13 protein-coding genes are annotated in these 18,569 nt (G+C 32.0%); 3 read left to right on the top strand and 10 right to left on the bottom strand.

From position 1 onward, the window contains the following. The first annotated feature begins 2 nt into the window (after nt 1-2). A complete protein-coding gene (locus tag JM82_RS06525; RefSeq protein WP_145001912.1) occupies nt 3-3,743 on the top strand; it encodes a DUF3857 domain-containing protein in 3,741 nt (1,246 codons plus the stop codon). A gap of 72 nt (nt 3,744-3,815) precedes the next feature. Here JM82_RS06525 and ribB read toward each other — a convergent pair whose 3' ends face one another. From ribB to tpx, 6 genes are read right to left on the bottom strand one after another with little or no spacing between them, the layout of a single operon-like run. Continuing rightward, nucleotides 3,816-4,970 carry a 3,4-dihydroxy-2-butanone-4-phosphate synthase gene (gene ribB, locus JM82_RS06520; protein ID WP_145001911.1) on the bottom strand — a complete coding sequence of 385 codons (1,155 nt, stop codon included), beginning with the start codon at nt 4,968-4,970 and terminating at the stop codon, nt 3,816-3,818. Between the two features lie 50 nt (nt 4,971-5,020). Continuing rightward, a complete protein-coding gene (locus tag JM82_RS06515) occupies nt 5,021-7,183 on the bottom strand; it encodes an LptF/LptG family permease (RefSeq protein ID WP_145001910.1) in 2,163 nt (720 codons plus the stop codon). 6 nt (nt 7,184-7,189) lie between these two features. Beyond that, the gene (locus JM82_RS06510; protein ID WP_145001909.1) at nt 7,190-7,825 is read right to left on the bottom strand and encodes a LolA family protein; all 636 of its coding nucleotides are present in this window, start codon (nt 7,823-7,825) and stop codon (nt 7,190-7,192) included. 12 nt (nt 7,826-7,837) lie between these two features. Continuing rightward, nucleotides 7,838-10,261, bottom strand: coding sequence for a DNA translocase FtsK (locus JM82_RS06505; RefSeq protein WP_145001908.1), 2,424 nt, complete (start codon nt 10,259-10,261; stop codon nt 7,838-7,840). Nucleotides 10,262-10,321: 60 nt separating this feature from the next. Next, entirely contained in the window at nt 10,322-10,690 is a 369-nt protein-coding gene (locus JM82_RS06500; RefSeq protein WP_145001907.1) for a diacylglycerol kinase, read from the bottom strand. After that, nucleotides 10,683-11,189: a thiol peroxidase gene (gene tpx, locus JM82_RS06495; RefSeq protein WP_145001906.1), complete on the bottom strand. Its 507-nt coding sequence runs from the start codon at nt 11,187-11,189 to the stop codon at nt 10,683-10,685. Before tpx ends, JM82_RS06500 begins: the two co-directional genes overlap by 8 nt. Nucleotides 11,190-11,403: 214 nt before the next feature. Between tpx and katG the strand changes: the two genes are divergently transcribed. Beyond that, on the top strand, nt 11,404-13,635 hold the full coding sequence (katG, locus tag JM82_RS06490; RefSeq protein ID WP_186439190.1) for a catalase/peroxidase HPI: 2,232 nt from the start codon (nt 11,404-11,406) through the stop codon (nt 13,633-13,635). A 173-nt stretch (nt 13,636-13,808) separates the two neighbouring features. Continuing rightward, nucleotides 13,809-14,276: an ankyrin repeat domain-containing protein gene (locus JM82_RS06485; RefSeq protein WP_145001905.1), complete on the top strand. Its 468-nt coding sequence runs from the start codon at nt 13,809-13,811 to the stop codon at nt 14,274-14,276. Nucleotides 14,277-14,382: 106 nt separating this feature from the next. Here the strand turns inward: JM82_RS06485 and JM82_RS16360 are convergent, their stop codons facing one another. The 4 genes from JM82_RS16360 to chrA form a co-directional block, all read right to left on the bottom strand. Beyond that, a complete protein-coding gene (locus JM82_RS16360) occupies nt 14,383-14,544 on the bottom strand; it encodes a hypothetical protein (protein WP_186439189.1) in 162 nt (53 codons plus the stop codon). A gap of 207 nt (nt 14,545-14,751) precedes the next feature. Continuing rightward, the gene (locus JM82_RS06480; RefSeq protein ID WP_145001904.1) at nt 14,752-16,254 is read right to left on the bottom strand and encodes an aldehyde dehydrogenase family protein; all 1,503 of its coding nucleotides are present in this window, start codon (nt 16,252-16,254) and stop codon (nt 14,752-14,754) included. A 208-nt stretch (nt 16,255-16,462) separates the two neighbouring features. After that, a complete protein-coding gene (locus JM82_RS06475) occupies nt 16,463-17,296 on the bottom strand; it encodes a helix-turn-helix domain-containing protein (RefSeq protein ID WP_145001903.1) in 834 nt (277 codons plus the stop codon). A gap of 129 nt (nt 17,297-17,425) precedes the next feature. Continuing rightward, on the bottom strand, nt 17,426-18,541 hold the full coding sequence (gene chrA, locus JM82_RS06470) for a chromate efflux transporter (protein ID WP_145001902.1): 1,116 nt from the start codon (nt 18,539-18,541) through the stop codon (nt 17,426-17,428). Nucleotides 18,542-18,569: the final 28 nt, after the last annotated feature.

The raw sequence follows: 18,569 nt of genomic DNA, 5'->3' as shown, positions 1-18,569 counted from the left end.
AAATGAAAAAATTCGCTATACTATTTATTTTGCTAAGCTTTTATTCGGCTTTAGCCCAAGATAATTATGATCAATTTTGGCAAGAGTTATTAAGTAATAATCGTGTTTCTGCTACTGAAACATTAAAGAATGTTAATGACAATACTATTCAAAATCTTATTGTTAATGAAATGCTTAGGGTAGAGAATGGTCAATTTAGAACCAATAAAGATTTTTTGCCTGCATTTTTAAATGATGCAGATTATCAGTATTACTTATATGCACTTTGGAATGAAAATTATTTATTTAATACGTATCTAGAAACTGGTTTTAATAGCAAAAATATAGGAGCAATTCGAAGCGTTGCCAAAAAAAATCCCACACATAGCACTATCAAAGATGCTATAATTTACCTAGAGTCTGTTTTAGCAAGAGACAGTAAAGAGTGGAAGACATATAATTCTAAAATGAACAATATACCATCATTTAGACATTGGCAGTATTGTGGTGTTTTTGAAAACTTAAATAAAAGTGGTCTTGATCGTGTATATGGTCCAGAAACAAACGCTAATAGTGATGCGCCTTTTGATGCAGAAAGTAATGGTTTTGTTAATTGGTACACAGCAAAAAACCAAGAAGAGGCTTATCAGTTTTTTACAAATCACGAAGAATATGGCTCTGGTGTTAATTATGCGCAAACATTTGTTACTGCATCACAAGACGAAACAGTAATTTTACGTATAGGAAGCGGATCTGCTTTTAAATTATGGTTAAATGATGTAGTTATTTTTGAAAACAAACAAGACGTCGTTACAGACCTAGATGCATATCAAGTCAAAGTAACGTTTCCTAAAGGTAATAATAGGTTGTTAATAAAAACTGCAGAGAGTGATTATGGTAGCTACTTTATAGTTAGTCCATTAAATTTAGATGGCTCACATAATACTAATCTAAAAGATACTGCAAGCTATGCTGATTATAATAAAAGTACTATAAGTCAACTAAATGCAAAACCAATTACTAATAGTTTTGAAGCTTATTTTTTAAACAAACTTGATCAAAACCCAAATAACTTTTTTAATGCCTATTGTTTAGTAAAAACATATTTAAGAAACTCTAAATATGAAGAAGCTAAAAAAGTAATACAACCATTTTTAGAGCAATATCCAAAAAGTAGTTTGTTAAGAAAATTAATGATTTCTGTGTATTCTTTAGAAGAAGATTATACTAGCATACAAGAAATTAATAAAAATATGGAACTGGATGACGACTCCTATTATCTACCAGTTTTATTAAAAGTTATGTTATTTGACGAGTTGACTAGAATGAGTCTTACTGAGTTAGAAGAATACCTTGAGAAACTTAAAAAAACTATTGATTTAGAAATCATGCACGAAACTGCAGATTTTATCTACAATGCACGTCAGGAAAATAAAGCTAAAGTCAAAAAAAACCTAGATAAGTTAATGAAGATGGCAGATGGTAATACTAAGTTAGTATTACGTTATGCACCTTTATATGCGTCATTGTTTGAAGAGGAAAATAAGACAATTAGTATATTAGAAGATTTAGAAAAAAGCACCTTTGACTTAGCTTTAGTTAGACAGCTAGTGTCTTATTACGATAGACGCAATCAAAAAGATAAAGTCATGGATATGCTGACCAATGAGATTGAATATCTAGGGACAGATAATTATTACTTAAGATCAATTATTAATAAATTACATCAATATCAAAAACATAAAGAATCTTTAAAATATATTGATCAAGGATTATCAAATTTTCCAGATTCGTTTGTTTTTCAAGAGTTAAAAGGGGATGCTTTACTTCAAATAGATAAACAAAAGGCAATTACTGCGTATCAAGCATCATTGGCTCACAATAGCAACGATAAATCCCTAAGAAAAAAATTAAAAGATTTAAATAACGAAAATAACGTTTTAAAAGATTTAGTAACAGAAGATGCTTACGGATTAATTACGGACACTAGAGGTAAGATTTTAACCAATAATTATGGTTTTAATATATTACATGATAATAGCACTGTAGAGTTGTATAGTGAAGGTGGTGGTAATTATAGATCTGTTTTTATCTACGAAATTACTTCAGACAATGGAGTAGAACGTTTTAAAGAATATGATTTAGGTTTAAGCGGAACATATAATATTAATAAATCAGAAATTGTTAAACAAGATAAAAGCATCGTGCCAGCAGATAAAAGTGGATCTAGCTTAGTATTTAACGGATTGTCAATTGGTGATGTAATTTATTTAGATTACGAATATTCGTTTTCTAAGTCTGGTCGTTTTTACAAAACGTATTCTGACCGTTTTATGTTAGGTTCTTTTCATCCTACTGCCTCTTCTTCAGTTAAAGTAATTGCGCCAAAAGATTATAAATTAAATTATAAAAGTGTTAACGGTAATACACAACCTAAAATAACAACTAAAGGCGATTCTAAATTATACGAATGGACTATTTTAAATAATCCAGGATTACCACAAGGTGAAGACTATATGCCAAGTGATAGTGATGTTGCAGAGTATGTTCACTTTAGTACAATAGATAGTTGGAACGAAATTTCTATATGGTATTCTGACCTAGTTAGAAGTGTTATGGAAGTTAACGCGACTGTACAAGATACATTTGATGCATTATTTCCGGAAGGTTACAAGCATTTATCAGAAGACCAACGTGCTAAAATTATCTACAATTATATACGTAATAATTTTACCTATAGTTATGTTAGTTTTAGACAAAGTGGATTTGTGCCACAAAAACCATCTAAAACCATCAAAACTAATTTAGGAGATTGTAAAGACTTTTCTACTTTATATGTAACGTTGGCTAAAAAAGCCGAGTTAGATGCTAATTTAGTACTTGTGTTAACCTCAGATTACGGTTATAACAGTTTAGTATTGCCAAGTACAGATTTTAATCACTGTATTGCAAAAGTTAAAATTGATGGAAAAGATCAGTTTTTAGAATTAACAGATAAGTATTTACCATATAAATCTTTACCAACATCGTTAAGAGGTGCTACAGCTTTAGAGATTCCTTTGGATAGAAATGATACTAAAACGTATGATTTATTTAAATTGAATAATTTATCAAGAGAGCAAGCGGTCTCTAAAAACATAGTTACATTAAATATCGATAATTCAAAAATTGGTATGGTAATAGACTCAGAATATAGTGGTCATATTAATTCTTATTATTCTAGTGTATTTGCAGAGCCAAATGCAGAGGTTGTTAAAAAATCTGTTTACGAAGATTATGATAATAGATTATCAGATGATTTTACATTAAATAGTGTGAATAATATAGAAAGACTTAATGATGATATGTTGATTAAATATACATCAGATATGACATTAAATAAAAAAATAAATAAAATAGGATCTACTAATGTGTTGCAATTACCAATGGTATCTAATCCTTATACCAATAGTATTGTTAGTTTAGAAAAACGTGAGCATGTAATTGATTATACATTATACGAAAACATGGATGTTTACCAAGTAGATTATATTGTTAATATCCAAGCCGATCAGTCTTTTACTGAAATTCCTGAGAATGTTAGTCTAACTTTTAAAGACCATTCCTATAGCATAACTTATAGTAAGTTAAAGGCTAATCAATTAAAGGTTGAAATCAAATCAAAGCCTTCAATGAAACGTATTCAAGCTGCTGACTATCCAGAATTTAAAACCTATGTCAAAAATGTATTAGATGCACAAGATACTTTTATAGGTTATAAGTAGTAAAATAACATCTAAAAAAAAGCTCCAATTAATAAATAATTGGAGCTTTTTTTATTGTAATAAAGTTATTAATTAATAACCTACATATTCTATAATTTCTAAACCATAACCAATCATACCAACACGTTTTGTTTGCTGAGAGTTAGATATTAATTTTAATTTATGAATATTTAAATCATGTAAAATTTGTGCTCCAATTCCAAAGTCTTTACTATCCATTGCAATAGCAGGAGCTTTAGCAACAGTGTTTGGCTTTTGCGCGCTTTTTAAAACAGTCAAGCGTTGTAGTAAATTCATAGATTCTGCTTGTTGGTTTATAAATAATATAGCTCCACGACCTTCGTCATTAATTACACGAAACATATCATCTAATTTCTCGTCTGCGTTATTGGTTAACGTGCCTAATATATCGTTATTTACTAAGGTAGAATTAACTCGTGTTAAAACGGTATCTTCACTAGTCCAATCACCTTTAGTTAAAGCGATATGTACTTGGTTATTTGTAGTTTGTTGGTAAGCTCTTAATCTAAAACTACCAAATCTAGTTTCAATCTGAAAATCTTCTTTTTTAGCAATTAAAGAATCATGATCCATTCTATAGGCAATTAGGTCCTCAATGGATACTAGTTTTAAATCAAACTTTTTAGCAACTTCAATTAGTTGAGGTAAGCGAGCCATAGTACCATCTTCGTTCATGATTTCTACAATAACTCCAGCAGGTTGTAAGCCTGCTAATCTTGCAAAATCTATAGCAGCTTCCGTATGACCTGTTCGTCTTAAAACACCACCTTCTTTTGCTACTAAAGGAAAGATATGTCCTGGTCGTGCTAAATCAAAAGGTTTAGTGTCAGGATTAGTTAATGATAGTACGGTTTTTGCTCTGTCACCTGCAGATATTCCTGTGGTTACTCCATTTCCTTTTAAATCTACAGATACTGTAAAGGCAGTTTCCATATGATCGGTATTGTTAGTAACCATCATATGTAAATCTAACTCTTCACATCTATGTTCTGTTAAGGGTGTGCAAATTAATCCTCTACCATGCGTAGCCATAAAATTGATCATTTCTGGCGTAACTAATTCTGCAGCAGCTAAAAAATCACCTTCATTTTCTCTGTCTTCATCATCGACTACGATAATAACCTTTCCTGCTTTTATATCTTGAATTGCTTCTTCTATTGTATTTAATTGAAAAGAAGTTTGTCGTTCTGTGTTTGTAGTAATCATAACATTTGTGTTGTACTGCAAAGATATTGCATATTTCTTAGTTAGTATAACTAAGTGTCTAGTTTTTGAGTTCTAAAGTAATGCGTGTAAGGGTAAAAAACAGTTCCTAAAATGGTAACTAGTGGGTTGTCTTTTACTACTATTATTTTAAGTAGTTTTTTGTATTCAAAGGTTGCTTTAATATAATTAAAAAGAAACACTAGAAATGAAATTGCACTTATCTGAATACTAGCTTGTGAGAATACAGGAAGCTTGTTGTTTTTAAACACAAAAAACAAAATAAATAATACTAACGCGATTGTAAAAAACACGTAACTTAATTTAGATAATATTTTATAATTTTTAATATCACTAGCTTCCAAGGTAATTGGAGTAGTGGTTGCTATGTCTTCTGTTGTGCTATTTGGTAAGATATTATAATCTGTTCCAATAGTAAGTTTTTGAACTCTTAATATATATATTAAAGGATAAATAACTATACCTATAATGGTTTGTATTAGAGGTTCTTTTTTATCAGAAATTAGGCTGTGTAACTTATTAAAGCTTAAAGTTGATTTTATATAATTAAATAAAAATACAAAAAATGAAATTAAACTTATCTGTATTCCAGCTAAAGCTACAACTGGTAATTTGTTGTTTTTAAATACAAAGTATAAAATAAATAGAGCAACACTAATTATGTAAAAAGTAATACTAAGTGTTGATAATGTTTTATAGCTAGCTTTTTCAGTTTCTGGTAGATAGATTGTATCAGAGCTTAATGTATCAGCTGTAATTTTAGTTTTACCAAATTTGGCATTGTACCAATTTTTAATAGGAACTGTAATATGATCGAATTCAAAAATACCTCTATCCTGAGTAGCGCGTTTAGTCAAAAATATACTTAATGGTAACATGATTAACGTTGAAAACCAAGCAGAGAGTACAGGGTTTAGTTTTCCGTTTTTAGCACTGTTTTCGGCAAATAAACCTATAAAGTGATAACTTAAAAACAAGACTATAGCAATAACCATTGGTAATCCTAAACCTCCTTTACGTATTAAGGCACCTAAAGGAGCTCCAACAAAAAATAGAATAATGCAGGCTATACCTAACGCAAATTTTTTGTGTAATTGTATACCATGTTTATAAATATTGGAGTTCTTTATTTGTAAAGCTGTGGTCTTAGATTTTAATATTTGTTGAGTACTAGATACGCTATTAACCGCATAATCTAATACTTGTATTTTACGTTTGGTATTAAATATGTCTAAAATATCTCCACCATAAATACTATCTTTTATGGATTTGATGGTCAAATTTAAAGTTGGTAAATTAGTCCTATTATATATGGTGTTGGAAAACTCACTAACCACGCCATTACGTTCTGTTTTAAGCGAGTCTATGGTGTAATTTAACTCTGATACGTTAAGCATCGTATATTTGTTTTCTACATTTTTTTCATCTAAATCAATATTATTTAATTCGGACAAGTCAATTGCCAAAACGTGTTTTTTAAACTCGGCTTTACTAAATGGTTTTTTATTTCTTTCTTCAGCTTTTCTAGGTGGTGTATCATCATAATAATATCCATCATACAAAACTAAATTAAGCACGTTTGAATCTTCTTGGCTTGCCAATTCTCCATGGTCTGCAACAATTGTGGTAAAGTTACCTGACATGCGACTGGAACCTTTTTTATGTATGGTTATACCTTTAAGAAATTTACCATTTTTACCAGACTTTTCTTCAACTTTAATATTAAAAGCATCACCAATATCGTTAAATTGACCTTCAGCAATAATCATTGCAGGTTTTACATTGGCAATGTTTCTTCTTAAATTAAAACTGTTGTATTCTGCCCACGGAATTACATTATTACTAAAAAAGAAGGTTAATACACCTAAGCCTACAATAAATAGACCTAATCCAGACATGGCACGTTGTAATGAAATCCCTGTAGACTTCATTGCAGCAAACTCATAGTTTTCAGCAAAATCACCAAAAACCATAATGGATGCTAACAAAATTGTAAGCGGTAAAATTAACGGAATAAGGGTTGGAGTGATATACATTAAAAACTTTAAGACGGTAACAATGTCTAAGTCTTTTCCTGCTAACTCTTTAATGTATAGCCATATAGCCTGTAAAACAAAAATCAGCATGAGTATTACAAACACGCTGATAAAGGTTTTAAGATATGTAGTTAATATGTACCTATCTAATATTTTCACTTAGAATTAATCCAGTTTATTGATGTAATAGTCCTTAAATTTATTTTTGTCAAAGGTAAATAAGGATTTTGATAAAGTCTCATTAGTTTTAAAAGAATTAACAGTCAAAGTTGTTTTTGTTCCGTTATTTCCAACTTCTATTAATCTATAGATGTGCTTCGTCTTAGTATCAATACCTAACAAAACATATTTAATTTCGGAATTAGAATCCATTGGTGTTAGTTTAATGTATTGGATTTTTCTACCATTAACATCTTGTACAATATCCATTTTAAAAGTAAAACCTTCCTTGTAAAACGTTAACATTTTACTAGGTGTAATCGTGCTTTCATCTTGATCACTTCCTTTAGATACAGTAACCTCTTCATCTTCTGGACTTATACTATAAATGTTTTGACCATCATAAATACGCGTAATACCTAAAATATTTAAACGGTATTTATCACCTTCCATGACAACGTCACCTTTGGTTTCTTGTTTTATGTTTTCTTCAGTATTTTCTAAAACGTATTTAAAAGCAATAGAAATATTGTTGTAACTTTTAGCTTTGTTTGAAACTTCGTTTAGCAGTTTATTTGCTTGGTCATCCTGCGCAAAAATGCTACTTGTAGCTAATAAAAATAATACTAATAATTTTTTCATTTTAAGTGTAATTTATTTTTTTTCGTTTTCTAATAGTTGATCAAGAGCTACTAAATCTACAACTAAAACCTGTCTTGCTTTACTACCTTCAAATCCACCTACAATTCCTGCTGCTTCTAATTGGTCAATTAAACGACCTGCACGATTGTAACCTAATTTTAATTTACGTTGTAGTAAAGAAGCAGACCCTTGTTGAGCTGTCACAATAATTTCGGCAGCATCTTTAAATAAAACATCTCTCTCAGATATATCTATATCAAGACTTGTGCCACTTTCTTCACCAACATACTCTGGTAATAAATAAGCATCTGGATAAGCTTTTTGATTACCAATAAAATCTACAATTTTTTCAACTTCTGGAGTGTCAACAAAAGCACATTGGATACGTATCATATCATTACCTTGTGTATATAACATGTCTCCACGTCCAATTAATTGATCTGCTCCACCTGCATCTAAAATGGTTCTAGAGTCTATTTTACTAGATACTCTAAAAGCAATACGTGCTGGGAAGTTAGCTTTAATTATACCTGTAATAACGTTTACAGAAGGACGTTGAGTTGCAATAATTAAGTGAATCCCAATTGCACGAGCTAATTGTGCTAAACGTGCAACAGGTGTTTCTACCTCTTTTCCTGCGGTCATAATTAAATCTGCAAACTCATCGACTACTAATACAATATAGGGTAGGTAAGCATGACCTTCGTTTGGATTTAATTTACGCGCTTTAAACTTGGTGTTATATTCAACAATGTTACGACACAGTGCGTTTTTAAGCATTTCGTAACGATTATCCATTTCTATACACAGCGAGTTTAACGTGTGAATTACTTTGGTATTGTCTGTTATAATAGCTTCAGCTTCATCCGGAAGTTTTGCTAAATAGTGTCGTTCTATCTTATTAAATAAGGTTAATTCTACCTTTTTTGGATCGACTAAAACAAACTTGACTTCAGCAGGATGCTTTTTGTATAATAACGATGTTAATACAGCATTTAAACCTACCGATTTACCTTGACCTGTTGCTCCAGCCATTAGTAAGTGTGGCATTTTAGCCAAGTCAATGACTAAAGTTTCATTACTAATTGTTTTACCAATTGCTATTGGTAAATGCATTTCGGTTTTCTGAAATTTTTGAGATGCAATTACAGAGCGCATGGAAACGATGGTTGCATTTTTATTAGGCACTTCAATACCAATGGTTCCTTTTCCAGGAATTGGTGCAATAATACGTATACCTAAAGCAGACAATGATAAAGCAATGTCATCTTCTAAATTTTTGATTTTTGAAATTCTGATTCCAGCTTCCGGAACAATTTCATATAACGTGACTGTTGGTCCAATGGTAGCTTTAATACTAGCAATTCCAATTTTGTAATTATTTAAAGTGTCAACAATTCGGTTTTTATTTTCTTCTAATTCTTCTTGGTTGATTGTAACGCCTTCGTTATCATACTTTTTAAGTAAGTCTAAAGGCGGAAATTGAAATTTACCCAATTCTAAAGTAGGATCAAACTGCCCAAAATCTTCTACTAACTTATTGGCAAGATTATCAGTTTCTGATATTTCTTCTGTAACAGATTCTACCTCAATTTCTACTTGAGGTTCTTCTATTTCAATCTCAGGCGTTGTTATTTCTGTTTTTATTTCTTTTGAAGAGACCTCAGGCGTACTAACTTCTTGCGTTAGTTCTATATTATTTGTGGTTTCTATTTTTGAATGGTTTGAAATTGTAGGTTCAACTTTTTTATCTACTTCAAAAGCAGACTTCATAGCTTCAGCTTCGTCTGAATACGAATTATCTACAGGAACAAAATCATCTTTAAAATCGTCCTTAATATTCTTTCTAGCATTTTTAAAGATAGCTGCTATACGTTGTGGTGTAAATTTAAAACGAATGGCTAAATAGCTAATAAAAGCAAAAGCTAATAATAATATAGTTCCAATTTTACCAATATAATCTTGGAAAAAGCTATTAATTTCAAAACCAATGGTTCCGCTTAATACATCATTTTTATGAGCAAAAAAGCCGAATAAAACTGAAAACCAAATAACAACTAAAATGCCCCAAAACCAATGTTTACGTAATTTAGATTTGTTTAAGTCAGTAAGCACGTAGACTCCTGACAAAAAGGTAAGACCAGAAAATATAAAAGCTGCTATACCAAAACCACGTTGGATAAATAGATCGCTAATCCAAGCACCTAGTTTACTTAACCAATTTTGGGTTTCTACCTCTCTAGAAGAAAATTCGGTTAAGGCACTTTGGTCAATTTTACCTGTAAATAAATAGGATAAAAAGGATATAAAAAACAAGACACCTAAAATTATTAAAAAGCTACCTAAGACTAGTTTTTGCTGACTAGTTAGGGTTAAGTCAGGTTTTTTTAAACCGACTTTCTTTTTTGTTTTAGTTTGTTTTTTTGCTTTCGCCATTTTTGGGTTTAATTTGCGTAAAAATACAAATAGTTAACGTTTATCCTAATGGATAATTGTTTAAAATAGCTTTGGGATATAAATAATCAAACCAATGATTGTAGCAGCTATGGATGCCATAAAAACAGCACCTGCAGCAATGTCTTTAATAAAACCAATTTTTTCGTGATGTTCTGGATGTATAAAATCTGCAATAGCCTCAATAGCAGTATTTACACCTTCTACACTCATGACCAAGCCTATTGCAAAGCATTGCATAATCCACTCGGTAGAGGTGATGTTTAAAACAAAACCAGTGATAGTAACAATAATAGCAATACAAAATTGTATTTGTATACTGGCTTCTGTTTTTAAAAGTAAGAGCATGCCTTTAAAGGCATACCCAACACTTTTTAAACGATTAATTATAAATGGTTCTTTTTTACTCATCTAATAATGCGTAAAGTGACGCTTTATAATTAGGCTCGTCAGCCACTTCTTGTACTTGCTCTGTATATTGTACAATTCCATTTTCATCTAAAACCACAACACATCTAGAGTGTAACCCTTCAAAAGGACCAGATGCAAATTCTAAACCATAATCTTTACCAAATTGTCCCGTTTTAAAATCAGATAACATCATAACGTTATCAATACCTTCTGCACCACAAAAACGTGCTTGAGCAAATGGTAAATCTCTAGAGATACAAAGTACTTTAGTATTATCCATCTCAGCAGCTTCTTTATTAAATGATCTTACAGAAGTTGCGCATGTACCAGTATCTACACTCGGAAAAATGTTTAATACCACTTTATGGCCTTCAAAGTCCGATAATTTTTGAATCGATAAGTCGCTAAGTGTTAAAGTAAAATCTGGAGCTTTTTCTCCGATTTTTGGTAATTGTCCTATAGTTTCAACAGGAGTGCCTCCTAATGTTATTTTAGCCATTTTTATTGATTTTTTTGTTAAGCAAGTAAAAATAAGTAATAATGAGGTGTCACAATCAATGTTAGCAAAATATTATCAAATAATTTTAAACTATTGAGTTTTATACATCCGATAAGTAAAACCTATTCTAAAATAGTAACAATCAATTTTTTTAATAGTAAATTTATAAGGTATATATCTAATTTTATCTCAAATTAAATCTAAAATAAATACTATGGAAAATAATCCTCATTCAAGTCATCAGCCAAATGGTAAAAACTTTGATATTAATGAAAGTTCAGCAAATTGCCCTTTTTTAAGTGGAACAGTTAAACACACTTCTGGTGGTGGAGTAAAAAATAGAGATTGGTGGCCAAACGAATTAAAACTAAATATTTTACGTCAAAATGCTTCAAAATCAAACCCAATGGGAGACGATTTTGATTATGCCGAAGCTTTTAAAAGTCTAGATTATGAGGCCTTAAAAGCGGAACTTACAGCTTTTATGACAAACTCTCAGGATTGGTGGCCTGCAGATTATGGACATTACGGAGGATTAATGATACGTATGGCTTGGCATAGTGCCGGAACTTACAGAGTTGGTGATGGTCGTGGAGGAGCAGGAGCTGGAAACCAACGTTTTGCACCAATTAATAGTTGGCCAGATAATGGTAACTTAGATAAAGCACGTTTATTATTATGGCCTATCAAACAAAAATATGGAAATAAAATTTCTTGGGCAGATTTAATGATTTTAGCTGGTAACTGCGCCTTAGAGTCTATGGGTTTTCCAACATTTGGTTTTGCAGGAGGTAGAGCGGATGTTTGGGAGCCTGAACAAGATATTTATTGGGGAAGTGAAACAGAATGGGGAGCAAATGAAGATAGATATAAAGAAGGCGATCTAGAAGATCCTTTAGCAGCTGTAATGATGGGTTGGATTTATGTTAACCCAGAAGGTCCAAACGGAGTTCCAGATCCAATGGGTTCAGCACATGATGTGAGAGAAACCTTTGGTAGAATGGCAATGAATGATGAAGAGACTGTAGCTTTAGTTGCTGGTGGTCACACTTTTGGTAAAGCGCATGGAGCTGCAGATCCAAATAAATATGTTGGTAAAGAACCTCATGGTGCATCAATCGAAGAAATGAGTACTGGTTGGAAAAATAGTTTTGGTACAGGTGTTTTAGACGATACTATTACTAGTGGTATTGAAGGTGCATGGACACCAAATCCAACACGTTGGGATGCAGATTATTTTGATGTATTATTAAATTACGATTGGGAATTAACTAAAAGTCCAGCTGGTGCACACCAATGGAAACCAACAGCAGAGTCCAATGCCAAACGCGCTCCAAAAGCAGGTGACGCTAACGGAAGACAAGATTTAATGATGACGACTGCAGATATTGCTTTAAAAGTTGATCCTAAATATTTAGAAATTTCTAAACGTTTTCATGCAGACCATGAAGCATTTGAAGACGCATTTGCGCGTGCTTGGTATAAATTAACACATCGTGATTTAGGACCAACGTCTAGATACTTAGGACCAGAAGTGCCTAAAGAAGAATTATTATGGCAAGATCCAATTCCAGCAGTGGATTATACATTAAGTGATGCTGATATCGCTAACTTAAAAGTTATGATTATAGATTCTGGTTTGACAGTTTCACAATTAGTAACAACCGCTTGGGCTTCAGCATCAACATTTAGAGGATCAGATAATCGTGGTGGTGCCAATGGAGCACGTATTGCTTTAGAGCCACAACGTAGCTGGGAAGTAAATAATCCAACCGAATTAAATAAAGTCCTTGATGTACTAGAAGGTATTAAAACTAAATTTGAAGGTACTGTTTCTTTAGCAGATTTAATAGTGCTTGCAGGAAATGTTGGAGTAGAAAAAGCGTTAAAAAATGCAGGATACAATCAGGAAGTAGACTTTTTACAAGGTAGAGGAGATGCTACACAAGAGCAAACAGATATCGAGCAGTTTGGGTATTTAGAGCCTTTAGCAGATGGTTTTAGAAACTACATTAAAGGAAACTTAAAAATTGCTGCCGAAGATTTACTAATTGATAAAGCTAATTTACTAACGCTTTCTGTGCCAGAATTAACTGTTTTAGTTGGTGGTTTACGTGTGTTAGGTGCTAATTACGATGGCTCTGACAATGGTGTGTTTACAGATAATGTTGGTAGCTTAACTAACGATTTTTTCAAAAACATTTTAGACTTTACATACACTTGGAAAGCAACGTCTTCAGACGATAGATTCTTTGAAGGTAGTAACCGTAATACAGGTGAAGTTAAGTTTAAAGGAACTAGAGCCGATTTAATTTTTGGTTCAAATACAGAGCTTAGAGCAATAGCAGAAGTTTATGGTGCAAATGATGGTCAAGATCGTTTTGTAAAAGACTTCGTTGCAGCTTGGACTAAAGTGATGAATTTAGATCGTTTTGACGTGAAATAAAAGACGATGATATATAATATAAAGGAATGGATTTATGTGAAATCCATTCCTTTTTTATTGATTATTAATAATTTAAATGAAGTTTTTTAAGTTGAAACCTAAGGTTTTATATTTTGAATCGCATTAAGAATATAGATTCAGACAGCTTTTAATAACAGTAAAAATGAAACAAAATGAATACAGATAAAGTTTTTGAAAGTATTAAAAATAATGATACAGCTACCTTAAAAGCACTATTAAATGAAAACCCACAATTAGCCGAAGCAAAAGACCAGCGTGGATTTACACCATTAATTCTGGCAACCTATTTTGATAACGAAGCTGCAACCAAAGTTTTAGTAGAACATAATGCGCCTATTAACGCTAAAGATGCGTCTGGAAATACTGCTTTAATTGGTGTTAGTTTTAAAGGAAATGTAGCTTTTGCGAAATATTTAATTGAAAATGGAGCAGACTTAAATGCAGTAAACAACAACGGAACAACAGCATTAACTTTTGCAACGCAATACAATAAAATAGACATTGTACGATTATTAATAGAACATAAAGCAGATGCTACTATAAAAGATAATGAAGGTAAAACTGCTTTGGATTATGCTTCAGAAAAAGGATTCATCGAGATTGTTGATCTTTTAAAGTGATACAATCCGCTTTAAGTAGACATTTCCATAGTGAATAGAACATATTGATTTAAAAAACCTAAGACGCATCTGAGGTTTTTTTATATTCTAAACGGAAATATTTTAGTTAAAAATCTTCATGCGACAATTCCATATTTAACATCGATCCAGCAAGATTACCAGAGGATACTGCATTGGTAACAGACCTAAATCTGTTAGTATTGTCAGCACAAGCATATATTCCTAGTGTTTTCGTTTTTTTGCTTCTCGTCCACTTTAATATAGTCAAGTTCTATAATTTCGCAATTTAAATCTTGTGGTATGTTAGTGTGTTGTTATAAAGGTAATATTAAATTTTACAGCATCAAAAAGAGATAAAGTTAAAGCGGTTAATTGTGTTTTAACGTGAGTTTGTGAGGCTTGTGTCTAGTTTGTAAAACAATAAAACCCCAGACAAATCTGAGGTTTTATATAAAAATCTATAGTTGTTTCTTAATTAAAAGAAGCCCATTGGCTTTTTATCATAAGAGATTAACATGTTTTTTACAACACGGTAATGATCTAATGCCATTTTATGGTTTTCACGACCAAAACCAGATTCTTTAACTCCACCAAATGGTGCGTGCGCAGGATAGGTATTGTATTGGTTTACCCAAACTCTACCTGCTTGTATAGCACGTGGTACTTGGTATAATTCGTGAGCATCTCTAGACCAAACACCAGCACCTAAACCGTAAGGTGTATCGTTTGCGATAGCAATAGCTTCTTCTGTAGTTTTAAACGTTGTTAAGGCTACAACAGGACCAAAAATTTCTTCTTGGAAGACGCGCATTTTGTTATCTCCTTTTAAAACGGTTGGCTGTACGTAGTAACCTTCGGCTAATTCACCTTCATAGTTACCAGCTTCACCACCAGCTAAAACAGCAGCACCTTCTTCAATACCAATTTTAATATAGTTTAGTATTTTTTCGTATTGCGCTTTAGATACCTGAGAACCAATCATTATTTCTGGATCTAATGGGTTTCCTGGTTTAACTAATTTTAAACGTTCTTGCATTTTTTCAACAAAGCGATCTGCAATATCTTCGTGTACTAAAATACGAGAAGGAGAGGTACAAATTTCACCTTGATTTAAAGCAAACATTAATGCACCTTCAATAGCTTTACTAAAAAACTCATCGTCTTGAGCTGCTACAGATGGGAAGAAAATGTTTGGCGATTTACCACCTAATTCCATAGTTACAGGAATAATGTTTTCGGCTGCATTATGTAATACTGTACGTCCAGTTTCTGTAGAACCTGTGAATGATAATTTAGCAATTCTGTTTGATGTTGCTAATGCTGCACCAGCTTCTTTACCAAAACCAGTTACAATATTTAATACACCTGCTGGTAAAATATCACCAATAAGTTCCATTAACATCATAACACTTGTAGGTGTTTGTTCTGCTGGTTTTACAACTGCTGTACAACCTGCTGCTAAAGCTGGAGCAATTTTCCAGGCTAGCATTAACATTGGGAAATTCCATGGGATAATCTCTCCAACTACACCAACAGCTTCGTGTAATACGATACTTACTGTATCTTTATCATGTTCTGAAATACTTCCTTCATCTGCACGAATTACACCTGCAAAATAGCGGAAATGATCAATACAATAAGGGATATCTGCTGCAAGAGACTCACGGATTGGTTTACCGTTATCAATGGTTTCTAAAGATGCTAAATACTCTAAGTTATCTTCCATAACCTGAGCAATTTTTAATAACGCGTTACTACGTTCTGTTGCCGACGTGTTACTCCAAGCAGGAAATGCCTCGTGTGCTGCATCTAAAGCAAGATCGATATCTTCTTGTGTTGATCGTGCTGCTTGTGTAAATACTTTACCATCTACAGGAGATCTGTTTTCAAAATATTGCCCTTTTACTGGGTCTACAAATTTTCCTCCAATAAAGTTTCCATATCTTTCTTTAAATTCGGGTTTTGTTACATTTGCCATAATTATAAGTTTTTTTTAATGTGAATATATGCTTTGCGACAAGCATTTTAATTATGGTACAAAGATAGAATGGAGGAGAGGCTTTGTATTTATTGATACGGTTCAATAACTTATGAAAACAGTCCAAATAGTAAGATCCAGTGTTAATTAAATCTTAATCAATTATTAAAACATTGATTTTTAGTAGTTTAAAATAAAATAGAAATATTTAAATTTCGGTTGGACTAATTCCGAATTTGTTTTTAAACGCTACACTAAAGTTAGAAAGGTTGTTATAACCAACGTCTAAATAGATATCAGACGCTTTTAAATCGCCACCTTGTAGTAACTCTTTTGCTTTTTGTAAACGCTTATCTTTTAACCATTTTCCTGGAGCTTTTTTGTATTCTGCAGTAAAATGTCTTTTAAATGTAGATAAACTCATGTTGCATAAAAAGGCAATTTCTTCTAATTTTAAATTAGAATGCACGTGATCTTCTACTATATTTTTAAAAGGCGACACTTCTTTAGATATTAATGCGTGTAAGTAATGCTCAAATTCATTACCATATTTATCTAGTAAATACAATAATATTTCGTCAAATTTAAGCGCTAATATTGCATCGCAATACGGAGAATCTTCAAAAGTTTTAGAAGACAATGAGCTTATAAAAGACGCAATATAAGCATCGTTTTCAATTACAAAATAAGGCACCTTTTCTTGGTAAGGCTTAACGTTTTTGGTGTATTTACTTAAAAAATCGGTTAGTTTTTTTTCTGAAAAAAAGAAGAGTTTACAATAGTAAATCGCTTCGGTATCAAGCAATTCTGTCCAAAGCCAATTTCCTTTTTTTAATAATAAAGACTGTTCGCTATTAACTGCTTTAGAGGTGTTAGCAAAATGGACTTGCTTTTTTCCAACTTGTAAAAAGCTAAACATATTCATGCTTAAATTTACCTTACTTTTAACAACATCGCTGGTCATTTTAAAATCGTACACAAAAATGTCTTTGCTTTTGGTAGGATTTTTAAAGTAAATTTCAGGAATGTTTTCTATTGCCATTTTGTAGTGTTTTTTTTTCGGGCTTATTTTAAACAGCTATTGACAAATTTAGCTATTTTAAACTCAATTTAAAGATTCGGTTTTTACGAGTAAAAAATGTTTCAACAGTTTTTATAATATTAGAATGAACTAAAACAAGGTTAACAAAAACCCAAGTAACCCACCACCAATAACAATAAAAGCACTATTTACTTTTTTAAATATAAAGACACAAAGTATGCTAACCATAGCAATGACTATAGTGCGCCAATCCGTTAGTGTGTCTTGTCCCATAGCTACACAAACCGCTATAATTACAGCAACAGCAGCTATATTTACAGCATCTAAAAAAGCCGAAATAACTTTAGATTGTCTCATTTTAGGCACAAACGGATTTAATATAGCAACAAATACAAAGGAAGGCATGAAAATACCAACAGTTGCAGCTATTGCTCCCCAAAAACCTCCTAATTGCCAACCAATAAAGGTCGCAGTAGATAATACTGGTCCTGGTGTAAATTGTCCAACAGCAACTGCGTCTATCAATTCTTGTCTAGTCAGTAAGCCAGTAGATACTAATTCGGCATCCAGAAAACCAAATAACACATAACCACTTCCGTATAATAAAGCACCAACTTTAAAAAAGGTCCAAAGTATTTTTAATGTGCTTGGAGTTAATGCTACTTGAAGCACCACAAGAGGTGTAAAGCTGTTTAGCTTATTTTTATTGTTTTCAAAAAAGTATAATAGTAATCCTAGAAATCCGCAGGCAAACAACGCTACAATTTCGTTTGCACCAAGTAAACATGCAATCAAAGTTAATGCGCCTAAAATACCCAATTGAACGTTTTTAAGTGCTTTTTTACCAAGTCTATACACTGCTCCTAAAATAATAGCAATTACAGCTGGTTTAATACCATAAATAAAAGGTTCTACTTTTGGGAGTTGTCCGTATTGTTGATACAGCCAAGCAAAAAGCATGGTAATGGTTACCGCAGGAAATACAAAACAAAAACCGGCTACAATTAGTCCTTTCCAACCTGCTTTTTCATGTCCACAATGCATGGTCATTTCGGTGGAGTTTGGGCCAGGAATTAAGTTAGTAGCACCAACCAAATCCAGAAAATGTTGCGGTGTCATCCATTTTCTTTTTTTAACTACTTCGTCCTCCATCATCGCAATATGCGCTGCAGGACCACCAAAAGCAATGCTTCCTAATTTGAAAAACAGTTTTGCAACTTCTTTTAGGTCTTTTTTGTTGGGCATTTTATTGTTTGACTGTATAATTTAAATT

Source organism: Olleya sp. Hel_I_94, from assembly GCF_007827365.1.
Taxonomy (GTDB): Bacteria; Bacteroidota; Bacteroidia; order Flavobacteriales; family Flavobacteriaceae; genus Olleya.
The sequence above is the reverse complement of the archived record's forward strand: the minus strand, read 5'-3'. Positions and strand labels throughout refer to the sequence as shown.